We start from the raw sequence: 19,936 nt of genomic DNA, 5'->3' as shown, positions 1-19,936 counted from the left end.
GGCGCGGTCGCGCCCGGTCGCGCCGTACGGCACGGTGGAACCAGGCGTGGCAGGTCCGTCACGCGGCGGAGAGGAGCAACCCGCATGTCGAACCACACCTACCGGGTCACGGAGATCGTCGGCACCTCGCCGGACGGCGTGGACGAGGCCGTCCGCAACGGCATCGAGCGCGCCTCGCAGACCCTGCGCAACCTGGACTGGTTCGAGGTGACGCAGGTGCGCGGCCGGATCGAGGAGGGGCAGATCGCGCACTGGCAGGTCGGCCTGAAGGTGGGTTTCCGGCTGGACGAGACGGACTGACGGAAGAAACCGCGCAACGGCTCGACGAAACCGCCGCCGACCAGTCCGACGGACCACACGGACGGACCACACGGACGGACCGGCCGGAGGGACGACCCGGACGGACCGGCCGGAGGGACGACCCGGACGGACCGGCCGGAGGGACGACCCGGCGCGTCCGCGCACACCGGTTCGTCGTCGTCCACCGGGACCCGGATCTCCCGGGTGCCGGCGAGGCGGCGCAGGATCTCCGGCTCGCGCCGCAAGCCGTCCCGGTCGCGGGATCGCCACTCCGGACGGCACTACCGGTGTGCCGTGTCCGCGAGGGTGTCGTCCAGGTCGGACACGGCCAGTGGGCGTGGGCTGCCGCCGGTCACGGCGCCCACCGCGGAACCGCCCGGTCTGTCACGCCGAGATGCCCGTCGACGGCAGCGCGGGCGGCGCGGGCGCCCCTGCCGCCACCGGATCGTGGCGGACGCGGTCCGCCGGCAGCCCCAGCTCGGCCAGCCGCAGCACGGCGGCCGCGACGAGGCCGGGCGGCCCGCTGACGTACGCCGTGTGGCCGCTGAAGTCGCCGTGCGCGGCCAGCGCCTCGGTGACCGGCGCGTGCCCGGACAGGCCGGGGCCGTCGTCGATCACCGGGATCACCCGCAGCCACGGGCAGCGGCCCTCCAGCCGGGTCAGCGCCGGTGCGTCGTACAGGTCGTCGACCGTGCGGGCGCCGAGGAACAGGTGGACGGTGCGGCCCGGCCTGCGCCGTTCGGCCATGTCCTCCAGCAGGGCCCTGGCGGTGGCCCAGCCGGTGCCGCCGGCCACGATGAGCACGTCGCGCGGGTCGCCGTCGTCCAGGGTGGTCATCCCCTGGGCGGGGCCCAGGCGCACGGTGTCGCCGACGCCGGTCCCCGTCACGAGGGCGTCACTCACCCCGCCCGGTCCGGTACGCCGGACATGGAACTCCAGTTCGCCGCCCGCGCCCGGCAGACCGGCCGGCGAGTACGGGCGCCAGGTGTGCGGCAGGAGGGGCGTCTCCAGGGTCGCGTACTGGCCGGGGCGGTACGGGTACGGCTCGGCGGGCCGCACGCGCAGCACGGCGAGGTCCGGGCGGCGGCGCTGGTGGTCGACGACCGTGCCGCTCCAGTACGCCGGCTCCGCCAGCGCCTCCTCGGCGCCCTCCGCCATCGCCGTGGTGGCGAAGCGGACCATGCGCAGCCACGCCTGTTCCACGTCCACGCCGAGCCGGCCGCCCGCGGACCGGTGCAGCGCGTCGGCGAGGGCCTCCTCGAACACACGGTGGTGCACCGGCAGCACGCCGAGTTTGCGGTGGCCACGGCCGAGCCGGGTGCAGAAGTCGGCCACCTCATCGGGGCGGTGCAGGTTGTCGATCAGGTACCACAACGCCCGTTCCAGATGGACCCGCTGGAACTCCATCGAGTCGGGGAACAGCTTCCGCAGGTACGGATGCCGCTCGAACATGACCTCGTAGAGGTGGGCGATGAGGCGGTCGAACGGCGTGACGTGCACCAGGTTCCGGGTGATCAGCTCCTGGTCGGCGGCTCCGTCGTAGGCGCCGGACCGGCGGGCGCCGGGGCGCGGCGCGGGGGTCCGCGATCCCAGGACGGCACGTGCCGCGCCGGGCGCGGGAGCGAGCAGCCGGTCCCGCAGGCGCATGGCCTCCCGGCGCGCGAGCAGGGCGTGGTAGTCGGCGCTCATGCGCAGACCTTCTTCACGCAGGTTCCGCACGCCCCGCCGGCCGCCCCGCCGCCCGCGCAGGCGCCGGCCGCGCCGACCGCGCCGGCCCGTGCCGCGGACCTGGCCCGGCGGGCGTAGGAGAGGGCCATGTTGGACGTCAGCCCGGCCAGCAGCAACCAGACCACCCCCAGCCAGGATCCCCGTGCGAAGGACACCGCGGCGGCGCCCGCGGCCAGGGCACAGACGATCGGGGTGATGACAACTGGGCGGAACATCGGCACTTTTCCTATCGGCTCCGGGGGTGCATACGCCATCGGGACGAGGCCGGAGGGCGTGATCGCATCACATCACCCGAAGGGATGGTCCGGGCACTGCCGACGGACCCTGCGAAAGGGAGCAAAGCACCTTTGAACGGGTGCCGTCCGGCCCTGTTCGAAAGCGGAATTCTGTGCTGATCAGCTCGCACGGGCCAGGGAACGGGACCAGTCGACCGACAGCCGGTCGCCCTCGTCCGTGACGCGGGTGCCGAGTTCGGCACAGGCTTCGCCGAGCCGGTCGGCGATCCAGGTGTACTCCGCGTCGTTGGCGAGGCGGGTGTGGCAGTAGTCCAGGGCGACGGGAACGGCCTCCGTGCGCACGGGGCCGTGCTCGTCCAGGGTGACCAGCCAGAGCAGACCGAGGTCGTTGCGCAGGGCCGGGTGAACGGCGTAATCGTCGATGAAGTCGCCCAGGTCGTACAGGACGTGCCGGGTGAAGCCGTGGAAAACATGAGCGGAATGCCCCACGACGAGATCGGCACCGGACGCGGTGAGGGCGGGGGCGGCGCCGCTGACGTGCGCGACGGGCCGGGGGGTCATGTTGGGGCCCCAGTGCACGCTGACCAGGACCAGGTCGGTCCGGGCGGCCAGGGCCCGGACGGCGTCGGTGAGCCAGGCGGGCACGTCCTCCTCCCACAGGTTCGCGTACGCCACACCGGGCCGGCCGGGGCCCGCGGCGTACTCGGGGGGATGGTCGGTGAACGCGAGGATCCCGACGCGCAGCCCGCCGGCCTCCAGGACGAGGGGGGCGCGGGCCTCGCCGACGTCGGCGCCCGCGCCGAGCGTCCGGATGCCGGCCCGGCCGAGGTGGTCCCGGGTGTCGAGGAGCGCCTCGGGACCGTAGTCGAGGGCGTGGTTGTTGGCCAGGGACGCCACGTCCACGCCCAGGTCGGCCAGCACGGCGGCGGCCCGGGGCGGGGCGCGGAAGAAGAACGGCTTGCCGGGCACGTCGATGCGGGACCCCCGGTCCGACACGCAGCACTCGAGGTTGAGCAGGAACAGGTCCGCGCCCCCGGCGATCCGCTCGATAGCCGGACTGAACAGGGGATGCGGCTTCTTGTGGGCGAGTGTCTCGGCGACCCCGCGGCCCAGCATGGTGTCGCCCGCCAGGGCGATGGTGACGGCCATGGCTCCGCCTCCCGCGTCCGGTCTCCTCCGCGGCCCGCCGCGACGCCGGAACGCGAAACCGGCGTCCCGAACCGCGTGCGCGCGGCCCTCCGCACCCAGTGTCACTCCAGACGGACGGGAACGCGGCCGGACCGGACGGGCTCCCGCACGGGGCCGCCCGCGGGCGCCAGGGCGACCCGGCCCCACGCGGCGAACGACCTCCCGCACCGCGCCCGTGTCCGCCCCCGCTCCCTCGCCCCGCACCGCCCCGAACGCCGGGGCGACGCGGCCCCGCCCCCGGAGGCCCGCGCGGCCACCGCGTCCGGCGCGGGACCTGGAACCCGTCGGCCGCCTCACCCTGCCCGACGGCGGGGCCGCACCGCAGGTCGTCGCGCGGGCGCGCCCGGCGGGAGGGCGTGCGGCCGGCGGCCCGGCACCCCGCACCCCGCACCCCGCACCCCGCACCCCGCACCCCGCACCCCGCACCCCGCACCCCGCACCCGGGGCACGCCAAGTAGCCGTTCGGCCCCATGACGGGACCCGAGGAGCCCTCCCGCCGGTGCCCGTGTCCGCGTCAGAGTGAGGACGCCCCGCCGTGTCCCGCAACGGGGACCCAGTCCGCCCGCCCGGAGGAGTACGACATGACCCGCCCCGTCACCGCCGGCATCGACGGCAGCGCCGCCAGCTTCGCCGCCGCCGCCTGGGCCGCCCGCGAAGCCGAGCTCCGGGGCACCTCCCTGCGCCTGGTGTCCGCCTGGTCGCCACCGGGCGGCACCGCCCCCGAGCCGCCGGAGGCGGCCGAACGGCGCAGCTGGGCCACCCGCTCCCTCGAACTCGCGAGGGACCGTCTCCGCAGCCGCCACCCCGGCCTTCCCATCCACGCCACGCTGCTGGGCCTGCCGCCGCACGAGGCGCTGCTGCTCTCCGGGGTCGGCGCGGGCCTGCTGGTACTCGGTTCCCGTGGCCTGGGCGGCATGTCCGCCCTCCTGCTGGGCTCCACCGGCGCGCACACCGCCGCACGCGCCGACTTCCCCGTCGTCCTGGTCCGGCCGGTGCCCCACCCCGGTGACCGGCCGGCCGGACCGGTGCTGCTGGCGCTCGACGCCGGGCACGCCGAGCAGGAGGACGTCATCGCCGTGGCCTTCGAGGAGGCCGCGATGCGGGGGGTGCCGCTGCGGGCGCTGTACGCGTGGACGCCGCCCGGTCCGGCGCGCACCTACCCGGTCGCGCAGGGGCACGGGACTCGTTCGAACGCGGCCCGGCAGGCCGCGCAGCGGCTCGCCGAGGCCCTGCTGCCGTGGCGGCAGAAGTATCCGGACGTCCGGGTGGAAGAGGTCTGCCAGGAGGACGTGCCCGCGGGCGCCGTCAGCGCCGAGACGCGTCGCGCCGGCCTCGCGGTGCTCGGCCACCGGGTCGGGTACGGCGCCGGATCCCGGCTCGGCGCGGTCGTCCACTCCGCCGTACGCCACGCGGCCTGCCCGGTGTTCCTCGTCCCGCAGGCGTGACGGCGTCTCGGACCCGGTCCGGCCTCCTTCCGCGTCCGGTTCGCGGTCCGGCGACGTCGCCGTCACGCCCGGGGGCGCCGGTGGCGGGCCGGCCGGCCCGCCAGGACGTGATCGGTGTTCAGATGGACCAGCCGGAGGCCGGACGGCTGTCCCGCTCGTTCCCGGAGGCGCCCATGCCCTCGACGTCCCGCTCGGCGATGGCCACCAGTTGCCGGCTCAGGTCGCCCAGCGCCCTGCCGACCGCCAGTTCGTCGCCGATCTCCGGCACCTCCGTGTCCGCGGGGTTGCAGTGCGCGGTCCCGCGGCCGGTGAGTGACGTGGTGCCGGTCTCCAGCACCGCGTGCGCCTTCGTCGTCCCCGCGTCCTCGAAGAGGTGGAGACGGACCTTCCATTCCTTGGTGTGCGGCATGGTCTCCTCCTGATGCCGGCACGGTCGGGGCCGGCCCCTGATCCGGCCCGTGCGGTCCGTACGGGCCGGTCCGGCCCGGGAGCTTCGGCTCTCGCTCCCGTATTCATGATCGGACGGCGGCGGGCCCGCGTCACGGGGCCGTTGGTCCCACGCGGCCGACGACCGGGCCGCCGAGCCCCTCGACCTGGCCGCGAAGCCCCTCGGACCTGGCCGCCGAGCCCCGCAGATCCGGACGGGAAGCCCTCACATGTGGCCGGGGGAGAAGCCGGTCGGCAGCGGCTGGGTGTCGTCCAGGCTGTACGCGAGGCCGTCGACGACCGCCACGACGCCGTCCACGCCACCGGCGACCCGTACCGCGAGCGCGGCGTCGCTGCGCCGCTCCAGCTGCCCGGTGAGGGTGACCACTCCCCCGCGGACCCCGACCTCGACGGTGGCGGGGGGCCGGGAGAGCGCGCCGGCCACCTGGCCGCGCACGTCGCGCCGGAGTTCCTCGTCCGGGCGCAGGAAGACCCGGAGCAGGTCACCACGGGTGACGATGCCGACCAGGCGGTCCTGCTCGTCGACCACGGGCAGGCGTTCCACGCCGTGCCACTGCATGGTGTGCGCGGCCTCCCGCACGGTCTGGCCGGGGGACGCGGTGACGGCGGGCCGGGTCATGAGGTCTTCCGCGGTCCGCGCGCGGGCCTTGACCGCCGCGGCGCGCGCGGACCGGGTCAGCGGCGGCAGGTGGAAGCGCCGGCCACGGCGTTCCTCGTCCTGCCCCGCCTGGTGCTGGAGCAGGTCGGTCTCGGAGATGACCCCGAGGACCCTCTCCTCGTCGTCCACCACGGGCAGCCCGCTGATGCGGTGGTCCGCCAGCAGGCGGGCGACTGTCTTGAACGGCGTGTCGCCGGTGGTGCGTACGACCTCGCGGGTCATGACGTCGGTGATCCTGCGGTGCCTCATCGTCGTGTTCGTGTTCCTTCCGGGTCCGGGTGGGAGTCGGGGCCGGGGCCGGAGCCGGGTCGGCGCCGGAGCCAGGGCCGGAGCCGGGTCGGCGCCGGAGCCAGGGCCGGAGCGGGTCCGGGCGGAGTGGTGGCGGACGCCACGCTCAGGGGGCAGGCACGAGGAAGACCGGGCAGTGCGCGTGGTGCAGCAGGGCGTGCGTGACCGGGCCGAGCCGCGGACCGGGCCGCTGACCGTGCCGCCGGTGTGCCGTGATCACGACCGCGTCGGCGGCGCGGGTGGCCTCGACCAGCGCCTGGGTCGTGCCGCCCCACACCGTGTCGGTCTCCACCTCGACCTCGGGGTACTTCCCGCGCAGCGCGGCGGCAGCCCGCCCCGGCACGGCCGCCCGCCTCCGTACGACGGCGTCCGCGTCGGCCGCGGGAGCGGTTCCCGCGGGCACCGGCACGGCGCACGCGTGCAGGACCCGCACCCGGGCGCCCCGCAGCCGGGCCTGCTCGAAGGCGAATCGGGTGGCCTCGGTGTCCAGGTCGGTGGCCACGCCCACCAGCACGGTGCCGTGTTCCGGCCATCCGTACGCCGCCTCCCCGCGCACGACCAGCAGCGGACTCGCGCAGTGCGCGGCGACCCGCCAGCCGACGGACCCGGCCGTCAGCCCGGTGATCTCACCCAGGCCGCGGCTGCCGATGACGGTCAGCGCGGCGTTGCGGCCCCGGCGCACCAGTTCCGCCGCGACGGGCTGCGGGCTCAGGGTCGCCGTCACGCGCAGCCCGGGAGCGCGCTCGCGGACCTGCGCCATGGCGGTCCGCAGCACACCGTGGGCCCGGTCGAGCAGGGAGTGCGTGGTCTCGTCCGCGCCGCGCGCCGGTTCGGGTGTCCCGTGCCTGGCCCACGGCCAGCCGTGCAGGACCTCCAGCGGCGTCCGGCGGGCCTGGGCCTCGGCGACCGCGCGGTCCAGAGCGCGTGCCGCCTCGGCCGAACCGTCGACGCCGACCAGGACGTGTCCGCTCAAGGGTGTCCGGGGGGCGTACTTGCCGTAGTCCCAGAGGGTCTTGTGCTCGTACGTCATGTCCAATCCGCTCCTCGCTCCGGGCCGTCGCCGCCCGTGTCGTCACGGCTCCCGGTGTGCTGGTCCACCCCTTCCGTCACGTCCAGCCTTGTGCGGTGCGACGCGGGTTTCATGGGTCCAACGGGCACAAGCCACGCCGATCGGCCCACCCACCCCCGTGCCCGTCGCACTCCCGTCCCGGCGGGTCGTCGTATTCGAGATACTTTGACCGGGAAATTGGTCCGGACTTTTCGCCGGAAAGCGCCCCCGCGGACAAGGCGGCACGTTCATCCCGGAATCCCCGTCCCGCACCGGAACACGACAGATGCCCAACAAATTCACCCCGCCTGTTGATTACGCAAAGACGTCGCTGTCATACTCCGCTTCCGGCCTCGTCCTCACCCCCAGACAAGGCCCCGGGATCTTCACACCAAATCCCCGAGAACCACCCCCGTGAATTCAGAGACCGAGTAATTCGGATTCACGGCACCCGACTTAGCCCGCACCTCACCAGCGCGTCCGTCCCTTCCCACCGCTCAGGGAAGCAGGACGCCCGACGGCTCCCCCGGAGCCGGTGCGGGCACGAAGCAGCGAAGAAGGTGCTTTTGTGCCCGAGCAGTCCGCATGGCCCGACGACTCGCCCGCCTACCCCCGCGCACACGGCGGCCGGGTGGAACCGCCCCCTATTTCCGCCCATCCCGAATTCCGCTCGCTACGCCATGCGCACCGGCGGTTCGGCGTCCGGGCGACGGTGTGGTCGGTCGGCGGTTTCCTGCTGTACGTACTGCTGTCGAGTTTCACGCCGGGCCTCATGAACCAGCCACTGGCGGGTCACCTCACCCTCGGACTCGCCCTGGGACTGGGCCAGTTCGCCGTGATGGCGGTGACCGTGTGGGCGTACACACGGCACATGCGCACCCGTGTCGACCCGCTCGCCCGCGGCGTGCGCGCGCACCTGCACCAGCACCCGGGCCGCCGCGACCGCACGGCCGCGGCGCACGAGGCCGACGGGCAGCAGCCGGACCAGGGTCCGAGGGGGTACCGCACGTGGTGACCACTTCCGCGGGCGTGGTCGACCGCTTCAGCATGCAGCTGACGTTCCTGCTGTTCCTGTCGGTGGTCGTCGTCACGCTGTTCATGGCCCTGCTGACCGCTCCGCACCGCGACGAGATCAGCGAGTTCTACCTCGGCAACCGGGGCATGTCCGCACTGCGCAACGGCCTGGCCATGTGCGGCGACTACCTGTCCGCGGCGACCCTGCTGGGCACCACCGGACTGGTCGCCCTGACGGGGTACGACGGACTGCTGTACCTGGGCGGGACCACCGTGGCCTGGATGATGGTGGTGCTGCTGATCGCCGAGCCCCTGCACCACGCGGGCAGGTTCACCCCCGGCGACATGATCGCCCTGCGTCTGCCCCGGATGCAGCGGCCGGTGCGGATCGCCCTGGCGGTGTGCACCCTGACCCTCACCACCCTCTACCTGGTGGCCCAACTGCTCGGCAGCGTCGCCCTGCTGACCCAGTTCACCGGCGAACCCGGCGCCACGACACGCACGTTGTGCATCGTCGTCATCGGCACCATCGTCATCGCCTACGCCTCCATCGGCGGCATGCCGGGAGCGACCGTCATCCAGATCATCAAGGCCGTGATGCTGCTGGCGGGGGTGGCGATCACCACGGTGATGGTGCTCCACCACTACCACTGGAGCCCCGGCGCCCTGCTCTCCGCGGCCGCCGACGGCAGCGGCGACGGCGAGCGCTTCCTGCAGCCCGGACTGCGCTACGGGGCCAGCACCTCCAGCAAGCTGGACTTCTTCAGCCTGGAACTGGCCATCGTCCTGGGCCTCGCCGCCCTGCCCCACGTGCTGATGCGGCTGCTCGCCCCGCGCACCGGCACCGTACTGCGCACCTCCGTGGTGTGGGCGGTGAGCCTGGTCGGCCTGGTCTGCCTGGCAGCCGGCATCCTCGGCCTCGGCGCCACCGCCGTCGTCGGCCGGGACACCATCGCCGCCACCGACCGCAAGGGCGACGCGGCCATCCTGCTGCTCGCGCACGCCCTGGGCGGCGGCGTCCTGACCGCACTGCTGTCCTGCCTGGCCTTCGTCACCCTGCTCGCCGTCGCGGCCGGACTCACCCTCGCCGCCGCCTCCTCCCTCGCCCACGACGTGTACGGCGAGGTGATCCGCAAGGGCCGGGCGACCGAGGCCGAGGAACTCACCGTCGCCCGCCTGTCCGCGGTCGTCATCGGCGTCCTCGGCATCCTGCTGTCGCTGTTCTCCTGGCAGGCCAACACCGCGAACCTCGCCTTCCTCGCGTTCGCCATCGCGGCGTCCGCGATCCTGCCGACGATCGTCTACAGCCTGTTCTGGCGGCGCTTCACCGGGCAGGGCGCGCTGCTCAGCCTGTGGGGCGGACTGGCGTGCTCCGTCCTCCTCGTCGTGTTCTCCCCGGTCGTCTCTTCGACGCCGTCCTCGATCTACCCGGACGCCGACTTCGCCTTCTTCCCGCTGCAGAACCCCGGCATCGTCTCCATCCCGGCCGGTTTCCTGCTGGGCTGGCTCGGCACGTCACTGACGGCACGTCAGGAGACCGGCGTCGACGAGGAGTTCGAGGTGAAGATGCTCGTCGGCAGCGAGTGACCCGGAAGATCTTCGAAACATTCGAAAGATCGTATTCACCGAACGATCCTCACGTCGACGCACTCCTCCTCGTCCTCAATGGCCGGATCGCCGCAATCACCCATCTGACCTGCGGCGAAAACCCCAGCATGGCACAGGCCCGCCCCTCGCATCTTTCGCAACAGCTTCCGAAACTGTTGACAGTCGGCAGGGGCAGACCAACACTGTTCGCCACTGGCAGAGGGCCCCGGCACCAACGGCCTCACCAACAGCCCCACGAGGACGAGGAGGAAGCACGCCCATGAGAGACGTACGCTTACGCAGCCGCTTCCGGCTGCTCCTCAGCAGCGTCTGCACCCTGCTGCTGGTCGCCGTCGCCGCGCTGGTCCTGCCCGGCACCGCGCAGGCGGACACGGTCGTCACCAGCAACCAGACCGGCACGAACAACGGCTACTTCTACTCCTTCTGGACCGACTCGCCCGGATCGGTCTCGATGAACCTGGGCTCCGGCGGCGGCTACGGCACCTCCTGGAGCAACACCGGCAACTTCGTCGCCGGCAAGGGCTGGAGCACCGGCGGGCGCCGGACCGTGAACTACTCGGGCAGCTTCAACACGTCCGGCAACGCCTACCTCGCGCTGTACGGCTGGTCGCAGAACCCGCTCGTGGAGTACTACATCGTCGACAACTGGGGCAACTACCGGCCGACGGGAACCTACAAGGGCACGGTGACCAGCGACGGCGGCACCTACGACATCTACGAGACGACGCGCTACAACGCCCCCTCCATCGAGGGCAACAAGACCTTCAACCAGTACTGGAGCGTGCGTCAGACCAGGCGGACCGGCGGCACCATCACCACCGGCAACCACTTCGACGCGTGGGCCGGCCACGGGATGAACCTCGGCAGCTTCAACTACATGATCATGGCCACCGAGGGATACCAGAGCAGCGGCAACTCCAGCATCACGGTGGGCGACACCGGTTCGGGCGGCGGCGGGGGCGGGAACAGCGGCTGCACCGCGACGCTCTCCGCCGGCCAGCAGTGGAGCGACCGCTACAACCTCAACGTATCGGTCACCGGCTCCGACAACTGGACCGTCACCATGAACGTCCCCTCCCCCGCCAAGATCCTCTCCACCTGGAACATCACCGCGAGCTACCCCAGCGCCCAGGTACTCACCGCCAAACCCAACGGCAGCGGCAACAACTGGGGCGTCACCATCCAGCACAACGGCAACTGGACCTGGCCCACCGTCTCCTGCACCACCGGCTGACCCCGTATCCCCGAGGCTGGAGGACCCCCATGAGAGTCGGACCACTCCTGTCGGCGCGCTCCCTGGTCACCGGGCTGGCCGCCGTCGCCCTGGCCGCCGCGGGCACCCTGGCCGCCGGCCCGGCCCCGGCGCGGGCCGCCGGCTGCAGCGGCTACGTCGGACTCACCTTCGACGACGGCCCGTCCGGCAACACCCAGGCCCTGCTCACCGCACTCCGGCAGAACGGGCTGCGGGCCACCATGTTCAACGTGGGCCAGAACGCCGCCGCCAACCCCTCCCTGGTGCGGGCCCAGGTGGACGCCGGAATGTGGGTCGGGAACCACAGCTACACCCACCCGCACCTCACCCAGCTCGGCCAGTCGCAGATCGACTCGGAGATCTCGCGGACCCAGCAGGCGGTCTCGGGCGCGGGCGGCGGGACGCCGAAGCTGTTCCGCCCCCCGTACGGCGAGACCAACGCGACGGTGAGGTCGGTCGAGGCGAAGTACGGCCTGACCGAGGTCCTGTGGGACGTCGACTCGCAGGACTGGAACGGCGCGAGCACCGACGCGATCGTGCAGGCCGCCGGCCGGCTCACCGACGGCCAGGTCATCCTCATGCACGACTGGCCCGCCAACACGCTCGCCGCGATCCCGCGGATCGCCCAGCAACTGGCCGCCCGCGGAATGTGCGCCGGAACGATCTCCCCGCAGACCGGCCGCGCCGTCGCCCCGGACGGCGGCGGCACCGGCGGCGGGGGCGGGAACAGCGGCTGCACCGCGACGCTCTCCGCCGGCCAGCAGTGGAGCGACCGCTACAACCTCAACGTATCGGTCACCGGCTCCGACAACTGGACCGTCACCATGAACGTCCCCTCCCCCGCCAAGATCCTCTCCACCTGGAACATCACCGCGAGCTACCCCAGCGCCCAGGTACTCACCGCCAAACCCAACGGCAGCGGCAACAACTGGGGCGTCACCATCCAGCACAACGGCAACTGGACCTGGCCCACCGTCTCCTGCACCACCGGCTGACCCCGCGGCGCGGCGACCCCTCCGGCCGCCGCGCCGCCCGGCGAAGCGCTGCCGGACTCCTGCCGGCGGCCGGCCGGAATCGTGCGGGGGCACCGCCGGCACCTGGACGGCCCGGGCCCCCCGACCGCGCCGAACGCGACCGCGTCCACCGGCACCTTCGGGCCCGTGTCGACGCCGCGCGAGCCCTGGACGTCCCGTACGTCAACACCTTCGTCGGCCGCGACGTCACACGGCCCGTCGCCGGCAGCGTCGAGCCGGCCGAACGGATCCTGCCGCCGCTGCTGGACTACGCGGCCGAACGCGGCGTCCGGCTGCTCGCCGAGAACTGCCCGATGGAGGGATGGCACCCGGACGGGTATCCGGGCAACCTGGCCGACTCCCCGGAGCTGGGGGACTGGATGGCCGGCCTCGGCGGCGAGGGCCGCGGTTCCCTCCTCACCTACGACCCCTCCCACCTGGTGTGGCTGGGCATCGACCCGGTCGCCGCGCTGGACCACGCCCTGGACCGGGGCATGGTCGCGCACGTCCAGGCGAAGGACGTCGAGATCGACGAGGCCGCGCGCACCCGTTACGGCGTCTTCGGCCGGACGGTGGGACGCGGCTCGCCCACGGACGGGGGACGGTGGCGCTACCGCGTCCCCGGGCGGGGCTCGATCGACTTCAACCGCCTCGTCGACAGACTCCACGAGGCCGGCTACGACGGCGCCGTCGCGGTGGAGCACGAGGACCCCGTGTGGGGCGGCACGCTCGACCGGACGAAGACCGGACTGCGGATCGCCGCCGATCACCTGCGGCCCTTCGTCGCCCGGAACAGCCGCGGCCGCCGTACGACCGAGGGCGGACGACGGCCCGGCGACGGTGACACCACCGCCCGGCCCGACGCCCGGCCCCCTCGGTGTCAGCCGAACTGGCCCACCTCGTAGTCGCCGGCGGGCTGCCGGACGATGACGTTCAGTCGGTTGTAGGCGTTGATGACGGCGATGAGGGACACCAGGGCGGCGAGCTGGTCCTCGTCGTAGTGCTCGGCGGCGTTCGCCCACGCCTCGTCCGTGACACCGCCGGCCGCGTCCGCGATCCGGGTGCCCTGCTCCGCCAGCTCGAGCGCGGCGCGCTCCGCGTCGGTGAACACCGTGGCCTCCCGCCAGGCCGCCACCAGGTTCAGGCGCGTCCGGCTCTCCCCGGCGTGCGCCGCCTCCTTGCTGTGCATGTCGGTGCAGAACCCGCAGCCGTTGATCTGACTGGCGCGGAGCTTCACCAGTTCCTGCGTCGCGAGCGGCAACGGCGAGTCGGTGACGGCGCCGCCGGCCGCGTTCAGGTGCTTGAAGAACCGGCCTGCGACCGCGCTGGAGAAGAGGTTCAGGCGAGCGTCCATGGTGAACTCCCTTGTACTGGACGGTGCTTGCACGTCTCTGACGGAACGGCCGGGCGCGGTGTGACGTGGGTGGATGTGACCTGCGTCTCCACCTCGCGCACCGCGGCCTTAGACTTGAAGAGTTCTTCAATTCACTAGGCGACAGGAGGGTGACCGGGATGCCGGTTCCGCTGTACGAGGCGAAGGCCGAGTTCTTCCGGATGCTCGGCCACCCCGTCCGCATACGCGTGCTGGAGCTGCTGCAGGACGGACCGAAACCGGTGCGCGAGCTGCTCGCCGCGATCGAGGTGGAGCCGTCGAACCTGTCCCAGCAACTCGCCGTGCTGCGCCGCGCCGGCATCGTCACCGCCACCCGCACCGGCTCGACGGTGGTGTACGAGCTGGCCGGCGGCGACGTGGCCGAACTGCTCGCCGCCGCCCGGCGGATCCTGGCCACCCTGCTGACCGGGAGGCAGGACCTGCTGGACGAACTGCGCGCGACGGGACCGGCGCGTTGACCGTCGGCGGACGTTTCCGAATGCCGTGGCGGCGGGGCGGACCGCGGGCGGTCGTCGAACCCGCGCCACGGGCGCTCCGCCGGCACGTCGCCTCCCTCCCGCCGGGCCCCGAGACGGTGCGGCGCGCCAGGGAGGCGCTGACCGGGCAGCTGCCCGCGATCGGTGTCGCACCGCGGTCGGCGTTCGCGGACGCGGTAGTGCTGGCGACCAGCGAGCTGGTCGCGAACGCGCTGCGGCACGCCCCGCACACCCCGGTGATCGACGTGGGGCTGACCGTCGCGGCCGGGCAACTGGTCGTCGGCGTGGCCGACGCCGAGCCCCGGCTGCCGGACCTCAGCGAGGAGGGCATGGGCGCCGGGCTGCGCCTGGTGACCGAGCTGGCCGCCGACCACGGCGGCGCCGTCGGCGCGGAGCCCGCCGTCGACCACGACGGGAAGATCGTCCTCGTCCGCTTCGGCCTGCCCGCGGAGTCGAGGACAAGCCCCGGGGGTCACGGCACGAGCCCCGGGAGTTACGAGCCAACCCCCCGGGGGTACGGCACAAACCCCCGGGGGTAGGGCCGACCGGCCCTGTTGCCGGTCGCGTGCGGTCTGGCACGCTGTGCGGCGTTCGAGGGGGAAGTCTCCCCAATTGGACAATCACCACCCCCCGCACAAGCCCGGAAGGACTGCCCGAAGTGATCGCTGTGGTGGGACACTCCGACCTCACCGCGCCCACGCTGGCGATGCTGGAGGAAGAGCTGCGCAAGCGGCTGGCCGGTTTCGCGAGGGCGGGCAGGGCCGGGCTGGTGCGCGCCGGGCAGGGGCTGCCGGTCGCCTTCGGCAGGGCCGCCCGCGCCGCGGGACTGGCCCTGGTGACCGTCCTGCCCTCCAGGAACGGCGTGCCCGAGGTGCTGCGGCCGGGCGATCGCAGGGCGGCCGGAGAGCTGCTGCTGCTCTCGGAGCAGGTGCGGCTGCTGGAGTACGACCCGTCCGACCGCGACGCGTGCGTGGGCGCGGACGAGAGCCTGCTGCGCTCCTGCGGGCGCCTGCTGGCGGTCTGGGACGGCTCCCCCTCCAGCGGCCGTGACGCGACCGCCCATCTGGTGGCCTTCGCCCGCAGCAGCGGCATGGACGTCGAGATCCTGTGGCCCGAGGGAGCCTGTCGGGTGGCGCAGGGCGCGAGGACGCGGTGATCCCGCGGCTACCCGCGTCCGGTTCGTCCCGGCGCATGGTCGAGCTGAGCCACACGGAGGCGCTGAGACTGCTGGGGACCGTCCAGTTGGGGCGGGTGGCGTTCAGTGAGCAGGCGCTGCCCGCGATCCGCCCGGTGAACCACCTCGTGGAGGGCGGTGACCTCATCGTGCGCACGCACGGCGGGGCCGCCCTGCTGGGGCGTGCGCTGCTGTCCGAGGTGGTGGCCTACGAGGCCGACGAGATCGACGCGACGACGCGTACCGGATGGAGCGTGGTGGTGACCGGGACGGCGACCCGGGTGGAGGACCCCGACGCGCTCGCCCGCTACCACCGGCTGCTCATGCCGTGGCTGGACGCGGAGTCGGGTCAGGTGATCCGCATCCGCCCGGTGATCGTCACCGGGTACCGGGTGGTGGGAGCGGAGCTCGACTGATCCGCGAACGGTGCGGGCAGCGGGACCCGCCCGAGCGGCGTGCCGCCGCGCCCGGTGGCCAGGCGGCGCCCGCCGGGTCGGGCACCCCTGCGGACTCACGCGCACCGCACCGGCGTACGCGGGCAGGACGGCGCCACGGGTTCGCGCCAGCCGGTGAGCGGGGCACGGACGACCCGGCGCCGTACCGGTCGTAGCGACGCCGTACCGGTCGTACCGGCGCCGGAGCGCGGACGGACGACCGTGGGCTCGGCGCACGCGGGAGAGCGGACCGGCGACCGCGGGCTCGCGCTCGCTCGGCCGGGCGGCACGGCGTGGTGGGCCGGGCGGTCAGGCGCCCGCGTGGTCCCCGGACGGCCAGCCGGTGGTGCACCACTCGTGGCGGCCCTCCACCTGTTCGCCGGGGTCCGCGCTGTGCGCGGCGCGGGCGGCGGCCAGGTCGGGGTGGACGGGGATCGGCGGGCAGTCGCCGACCGGGACGAGGGAGCCGTCGGCCGGGATGGCGGCCAGCTCCAGGCGCCGGCCCGCCCGGGCGAGCCGGACGGCGGCCTCGGTGATCGCCAGCTGTCCCTCGGGCGACCAACTGCGCAGCTCCGTGAGGTCGACGACGACCGGGCCGGTGCCCCGGGCCAGCGCCCAGCCGACCGCTCCGCTGAAGCGGCGGACGGCCTCCGGGCCGAGGTAGCCGGCGACGGACAGGATGCCGATGTTCTCCTCGACGGTGTAGCGCCAGTCGATGGTCATGGTGATGAACTTCCTTGCGGGGGTTGCCGGTCGGGGTCTGCTGTCCGGTCGGTCAGAGCGGCAGGGTGATCCAGATGCTCTTGCCGCCGCCGTCCGCGTCGGCGCGGATCACGGCGGTACCGCCCAGGCCGAGCGTGAGTTCCATGACGGTGGCGAGCCCGCCCGTGCCGTCGCCGGTGGCCGGTCCGGGCAGCGTGGGCCGGTGGGGGTGCCGGTCGTGGACGGCCAGGGCCAGGCAGTCGGCGCCGGCCGCGTAGATCACCGTGACCTGCGGGGAGCGGTCGGCGGCGTGCCGGACGCTGTTGGTGACCAGCTCGCTCAGGATCAGCAGGGCGGGGTCCACGCTGGGATGGTGGGGGTTGATCCCCCACTCGGCCAGCGCCAGTTCGGCCGTCTCCCGGGCGAGCCGGACGGCGGAGGGTTCCGCGGGCACCGTGAGCACGTGCCGGAAGGGCAGGGCCGCCAGCTGTGCGGTCATCGCACGGCTTCCTCGTGGGAGGCCCCGGTCCGCCGGGCGGAGACGGCCGGCAGCACTCCGGAGAACTCCAGCAGGTGCCGGGCGCCCCGGATCGCCTCCGGGGTGGTGGCGTACTCGCGGCCGCCGGGGCACAGCAGGTCCAACGCACCCACGGAGTCGAGGACTTGGCGCTGCTCGGCGCGTATGCCCGAGGCGATGACGAGGATGCCGCGCCGCTTCAGCTTCTCCACCGCGTCCTTCAGCACCAGCGCGCCGGTGGCGTCGATGGTGGACACCCGCGACATGCGCAGGATGACGACGCGCACGTCGGCGACCTCGGTCAGTTCGAGCAGGAAGCGGTGGGCGGCGGCGAAGAACAGGGGCCCGTCGATGCGGTACGCGACGATGTGCTCGGCGAGCAGGGCGTGTTCCTCGGCGCTGTGGTCGCCGCGGTCGAGGGGCACCTGGTCGAGCCGGGCCTGCGCGGCCACCGCGCGCAGGGCGAGGGCGCCGGCCACGACCAGGCCGATGATCACTGCGTACACCAGGTCGAGGGCCAGGGTGGCGACGGCGGTCAGGACGAGGATCAGCGCGTCGGACCGGGTGGCCCGGGCCATCGCCCGCAGCGAGCCGACCTCGACCATCCGGATCGCGGTGGCCAGCAGGACGCCGGCCAGCGCGGCCAGCGGGATCTTCGAGACGAGGGGTGCCGCCGCGAAGACGATCACGGCGAGGATCGCGGCGTGGATCAGCGCCGCCAGCCGGGAGCCCGCGCCGGTACGGACGTTGACGGCGGTACGGGCGATGGCGCCGGTCGCGGGCACGCCGCCGAACAGCGGGGCGACGATGTTGGCCAGCCCCTGGCCGAAGAGTTCGCGGTCCGGATCGTGCTGCTGGCCCACCGTCATGCCGTCGGCGACCGAAGCCGACAGCAGCGACTCCAGCGCGGCCAGCGCCGCGACCGCGACGGCGGGGGCGAGCAGCGTCCCGAGCGAGCCGAGTTCCAGGAAGGACAGCGAGGGGGCGGGCAGCCCGGCCGGCAGATCGCCGATCGGCTTCGCCGCGTCCAGGTGGGCCAGTTGCGCCACGACGGTCGCCGCGATCACGGCGAGGATGGAGAACGGCACGGTCGGCCGCAGGCGGGCGCCGATCAGCATGACCGCGGCTACCGCGACGGCGAAGCCGGCCGCCGTCCAGTTCGGGGAGCCGACGAACGCCTCGACCGCCCGCCAGGTCACCACCAGCACCCGGTCGCCCTCCGGCTTCGGCACGCCGAGCGCGTTGGGGACCTGCTGCAGGCCGATGACGCAGGCGATGCCGAGGGTGAAGCCCTCGACGACGGGGGCGGGCACGTACCGCATGTACTTCCCGGCCCGCAGCAGGGCCAGGCCGACGAGTATCAGGCCCGCCATGAGGCCGACGGTGAGCACGCCGCCCGGCCCGTACCGGGCGACGATCGGCACGAGGACCACGGTCATCGCGCCGGTCGGCCCGGACACCTGCAGGTTGGACCCGCCGAAGACCGCGGCGAGCGCGCCGGCCACCACCGCGGTGGCCAGTCCCGCCTCCGCGCCGAGCCCGGAGGAGACGCCGAAGCCCAGGGCGAGGGGCAGGGCGACGATGGCGACGGTCAGGCCCGCGAGGAGGTCCCGGCGCGGGTCGCGCCGCATCTGTGTCAGATCGTCACGGCCGGGCAGCAGTGCGGCGATCCGGGCCCATGTCCGGCCGGTTCGCGTGGGGGTCGTCATCGCGCGGCGACCTCGGCTTCCCGCAGCTCGGCCAGCAGTTCGTGCTGCCCGGACAGCATCTCGGTGAGGATGCGGCGGGCGGCCCTGAGCAGGTCGGCGACGTCGCCGCCGGCCAGTTCGTAGACGACCGTCGAGCCCTCCCGGGTGGCGGTGACGATGCCTGACCGGCGCAACACCGCCAGTTGCTGGGAGAGGCCGGAGGCCTCGACCTCGATGGCGGCGAGGAGATCCCGTACCGGCTTGGGCCCGCTCTGCAGCAGCTCCAGCACTCGGATACGGACCGGATGTCCGAGCATCCGGAAGAACTCGGCCTTGGCCTGGTACAGCGGAACGGACACGAACCCTCGGCTTTTCTGCGACGCCCCGTCTCGGGGCCGGTGCGTAAGGCTGTGCCCGCGGCTACTACGAGCACAGCGAATACAGCATCTAACGAATTGCGAAATTTTGCAACTCTGCATCCCGTCGTTGCGCCTCCCGGAGGACCCCCGGCGTGCCGGGGTACGGATCCTGGGAACAGGCCTATGTGACCGCGCTCACCGACGGCCGTACGCCGGCGGTCCCCCGCGGTCGCCCCGCCCGGCCCGGGACGGGCGGGGCGGGGCGACCCGGAAGGAGCACAGCACCCGACCGGCAGGACGAGGACACCGACGACACCAGGAGGCGTTCGTGCAGTTCGACGTGATCGTGGAGATTCCGCAGGGTTCCCGCAACAAGTACGAGATGGACCACCGGCTGGGCCGCATCCGCCTGGACCGCATGCTGTTCACCTCGACCCAGTACCCGGCCGACTACGGCTACATCGACGGCACGCTGGGCCGTGACGGCGACCCGCTCGACGCCCTGGTCCTGACCGCCGACCCGACCTTCCCCGGGTGCGCCGTCGAGTGCCGGGCCGTCGGCATGTTCTGCATGAAGGACGAGCACGGGCCCGACGAGAAGGTGCTGTGCGTCCCGGCGCACGACCCGCGCTACGCCGGTGTGCAGGACATCGGCGACATCGCCGAGTTCGACCGGCTGGAGATCACCCACTTCTTCGAGGTCTACAAGGACCTCGAGCCCGGCAAGTCCGTCGAGGGATCGCACTGGGAGGGCCGGGACGCGGCGTACGCGGAGATCGAGGCGTCCCGGGAGCGCGCGGCCGGCACCCACTGACGCCGTCCGGACACGACGAAAAACCGGCCGCGGAAAAGCACGTCTTCGCGCCGGGAAATGTCGCTCGATCGGACGGCCGAAAAATCGTCCGGAAACAACCCAGGGGCCCGCACCGAGGTGCGGGCCCCTGGCTCGCGACCGCGCGCCGGAAACT

General features: G+C 73.4%; 23 protein-coding genes. 12 read left to right on the top strand and 11 right to left on the bottom strand.

Annotated features, from left to right (window positions below; genetic code table 11):
- Positions 1 to 84 precede the first annotated feature (84 nt).
- Entirely contained in the window at positions 85 to 300 is a 216-nt protein-coding gene (locus VKA29_RS14875; RefSeq protein WP_324786006.1) for a dodecin, read from the top strand.
- 384 nt (positions 301 to 684) lie between these two features.
- Here VKA29_RS14875 and VKA29_RS14865 read toward each other — a convergent pair whose 3' ends face one another.
- The 3 genes from VKA29_RS14865 to VKA29_RS14855 form a co-directional block, all read right to left on the bottom strand.
- Complete coding sequence (locus VKA29_RS14865) at positions 685 to 1,989, bottom strand: globin domain-containing protein (protein ID WP_324786005.1); 1,305 nt, start codon at positions 1,987 to 1,989, stop codon at positions 685 to 687.
- Entirely contained in the window at positions 1,986 to 2,243 is a 258-nt protein-coding gene (locus VKA29_RS14860) for a hypothetical protein (protein ID WP_324786004.1), read from the bottom strand. Before VKA29_RS14860 ends, VKA29_RS14865 begins: the two co-directional genes overlap by 4 nt.
- A 180-nt stretch (positions 2,244 to 2,423) precedes the next feature.
- Entirely contained in the window at positions 2,424 to 3,413 is a 990-nt protein-coding gene (locus VKA29_RS14855; protein WP_324786003.1) for a CapA family protein, read from the bottom strand.
- Between the two features lie 620 nt (positions 3,414 to 4,033).
- Between VKA29_RS14855 and VKA29_RS14850 the strand changes: the two genes are divergently transcribed.
- On the top strand, positions 4,034 to 4,897 hold the full coding sequence (locus VKA29_RS14850) for a universal stress protein (RefSeq protein ID WP_324786002.1): 864 nt from the start codon (positions 4,034 to 4,036) through the stop codon (positions 4,895 to 4,897).
- Positions 4,898 to 5,015: 118 nt separating this feature from the next.
- On the opposite strand, the gene VKA29_RS14845 is transcribed toward VKA29_RS14850, so the two are convergent.
- The 3 genes from VKA29_RS14845 to VKA29_RS14835 form a co-directional block, all read right to left on the bottom strand.
- Positions 5,016 to 5,306, bottom strand: a complete 291-nt coding sequence (locus VKA29_RS14845; RefSeq protein WP_324786001.1) for a DUF1876 domain-containing protein — start codon at positions 5,304 to 5,306, stop codon at positions 5,016 to 5,018.
- 243 nt (positions 5,307 to 5,549) lie between these two features.
- Positions 5,550 to 6,251 carry a CBS domain-containing protein gene (locus VKA29_RS14840; RefSeq protein ID WP_324786000.1) on the bottom strand — a complete coding sequence of 234 codons (702 nt, stop codon included), beginning with the start codon at positions 6,249 to 6,251 and terminating at the stop codon, positions 5,550 to 5,552.
- Between the two features lie 145 nt (positions 6,252 to 6,396).
- A complete protein-coding gene (locus VKA29_RS14835; RefSeq protein WP_324785999.1) occupies positions 6,397 to 7,320 on the bottom strand; it encodes a universal stress protein in 924 nt (307 codons plus the stop codon).
- A gap of 586 nt (positions 7,321 to 7,906) precedes the next feature.
- On the opposite strand from VKA29_RS14835, the gene VKA29_RS14830 reads away from it, so the two are divergent.
- The 5 genes from VKA29_RS14830 to VKA29_RS14810 all read left to right on the top strand — a co-directional run bounded on the left by VKA29_RS14830 (position 7,907) and on the right by VKA29_RS14810 (position 13,130).
- Entirely contained in the window at positions 7,907 to 8,353 is a 447-nt protein-coding gene (locus VKA29_RS14830; RefSeq protein WP_324785998.1) for a DUF485 domain-containing protein, read from the top strand.
- The gene (locus VKA29_RS14825) at positions 8,347 to 9,939 is read left to right on the top strand and encodes a cation acetate symporter (RefSeq protein WP_324785997.1); all 1,593 of its coding nucleotides are present in this window, start codon (positions 8,347 to 8,349) and stop codon (positions 9,937 to 9,939) included. The genes VKA29_RS14830 and VKA29_RS14825 overlap by 7 nt, the downstream gene beginning before the upstream one ends.
- Before the next feature lie 280 nt (positions 9,940 to 10,219).
- The gene (locus VKA29_RS14820) at positions 10,220 to 11,194 is read left to right on the top strand and encodes a glycoside hydrolase family 11 protein (RefSeq protein ID WP_324785996.1); all 975 of its coding nucleotides are present in this window, start codon (positions 10,220 to 10,222) and stop codon (positions 11,192 to 11,194) included.
- A 29-nt stretch (positions 11,195 to 11,223) separates the two neighbouring features.
- Positions 11,224 to 12,207, top strand: coding sequence for a polysaccharide deacetylase family protein (locus VKA29_RS14815; RefSeq protein WP_324785995.1), 984 nt, complete (start codon positions 11,224 to 11,226; stop codon positions 12,205 to 12,207).
- Entirely contained in the window at positions 12,141 to 13,130 is a 990-nt protein-coding gene (locus VKA29_RS14810) for a sugar phosphate isomerase/epimerase (RefSeq protein WP_324786090.1), read from the top strand. Before VKA29_RS14815 ends, VKA29_RS14810 begins: the two co-directional genes overlap by 67 nt.
- Here VKA29_RS14810 and VKA29_RS14805 read toward each other — a convergent pair.
- Positions 13,106 to 13,579, bottom strand: coding sequence for a carboxymuconolactone decarboxylase family protein (locus VKA29_RS14805; protein WP_324785994.1), 474 nt, complete (start codon positions 13,577 to 13,579; stop codon positions 13,106 to 13,108). The genes VKA29_RS14810 and VKA29_RS14805 overlap by 25 nt on opposite strands.
- 158 nt (positions 13,580 to 13,737) lie before the next feature.
- Here VKA29_RS14805 and VKA29_RS14800 point away from each other — a divergent pair, with 158 nt between their 5' ends.
- The 4 genes from VKA29_RS14800 to VKA29_RS14785 all read left to right on the top strand — a co-directional run bounded on the left by VKA29_RS14800 (position 13,738) and on the right by VKA29_RS14785 (position 15,684).
- Entirely contained in the window at positions 13,738 to 14,076 is a 339-nt protein-coding gene (locus VKA29_RS14800; RefSeq protein WP_324785993.1) for an ArsR/SmtB family transcription factor, read from the top strand.
- A 20-nt stretch (positions 14,077 to 14,096) separates the two neighbouring features.
- Positions 14,097 to 14,633 (top strand): ATP-binding protein, encoded by a 537-nt coding sequence (locus VKA29_RS14795; protein ID WP_324785992.1) that lies wholly within the window; start codon positions 14,097 to 14,099, stop codon positions 14,631 to 14,633.
- 119 nt (positions 14,634 to 14,752) lie between these two features.
- Positions 14,753 to 15,250 carry a hypothetical protein gene (locus VKA29_RS14790; protein WP_324785991.1) on the top strand — a complete coding sequence of 166 codons (498 nt, stop codon included), beginning with the start codon at positions 14,753 to 14,755 and terminating at the stop codon, positions 15,248 to 15,250.
- Between the two features lie 35 nt (positions 15,251 to 15,285).
- Positions 15,286 to 15,684 carry a pyridoxamine 5'-phosphate oxidase family protein gene (locus VKA29_RS14785; RefSeq protein WP_324785990.1) on the top strand — a complete coding sequence of 133 codons (399 nt, stop codon included), beginning with the start codon at positions 15,286 to 15,288 and terminating at the stop codon, positions 15,682 to 15,684.
- A 327-nt stretch (positions 15,685 to 16,011) separates the two neighbouring features.
- Here the strand turns inward: VKA29_RS14785 and VKA29_RS14780 are convergent, their stop codons facing one another.
- The 4 genes from VKA29_RS14780 to VKA29_RS14765 are packed head-to-tail and all read right to left on the bottom strand — an operon-like array spanning position 16,012 to position 18,968.
- A complete protein-coding gene (locus VKA29_RS14780; RefSeq protein ID WP_324785989.1) occupies positions 16,012 to 16,425 on the bottom strand; it encodes an STAS domain-containing protein in 414 nt (137 codons plus the stop codon).
- A 52-nt stretch (positions 16,426 to 16,477) separates the two neighbouring features.
- Positions 16,478 to 16,903: an ATP-binding protein gene (locus VKA29_RS14775; RefSeq protein ID WP_324785988.1), complete on the bottom strand. Its 426-nt coding sequence runs from the start codon at positions 16,901 to 16,903 to the stop codon at positions 16,478 to 16,480.
- Positions 16,900 to 18,630: a SulP family inorganic anion transporter gene (locus VKA29_RS14770; protein WP_324785987.1), complete on the bottom strand. Its 1,731-nt coding sequence runs from the start codon at positions 18,628 to 18,630 to the stop codon at positions 16,900 to 16,902. The genes VKA29_RS14775 and VKA29_RS14770 overlap by 4 nt, the downstream gene beginning before the upstream one ends.
- Positions 18,627 to 18,968 carry a metalloregulator ArsR/SmtB family transcription factor gene (locus tag VKA29_RS14765; protein ID WP_324785986.1) on the bottom strand — a complete coding sequence of 114 codons (342 nt, stop codon included), beginning with the start codon at positions 18,966 to 18,968 and terminating at the stop codon, positions 18,627 to 18,629. The genes VKA29_RS14770 and VKA29_RS14765 overlap by 4 nt, the downstream gene beginning before the upstream one ends.
- A gap of 328 nt (positions 18,969 to 19,296) precedes the next feature.
- Here VKA29_RS14765 and VKA29_RS14760 point away from each other — a divergent pair, with 328 nt between their 5' ends.
- Positions 19,297 to 19,782 carry an inorganic diphosphatase gene (locus VKA29_RS14760; protein ID WP_324785985.1) on the top strand — a complete coding sequence of 162 codons (486 nt, stop codon included), beginning with the start codon at positions 19,297 to 19,299 and terminating at the stop codon, positions 19,780 to 19,782.
- Positions 19,783 to 19,936: the final 154 nt, after the last annotated feature.

This window comes from Streptomyces sp. H51, assembly GCF_035656535.1.
Taxonomy (GTDB): domain Bacteria; phylum Actinomycetota; class Actinomycetes; order Streptomycetales; family Streptomycetaceae; genus Streptomyces.
Note: the sequence above shows the minus strand (reverse complement) of the source record. Positions and strands in the feature narration are given on the sequence as shown.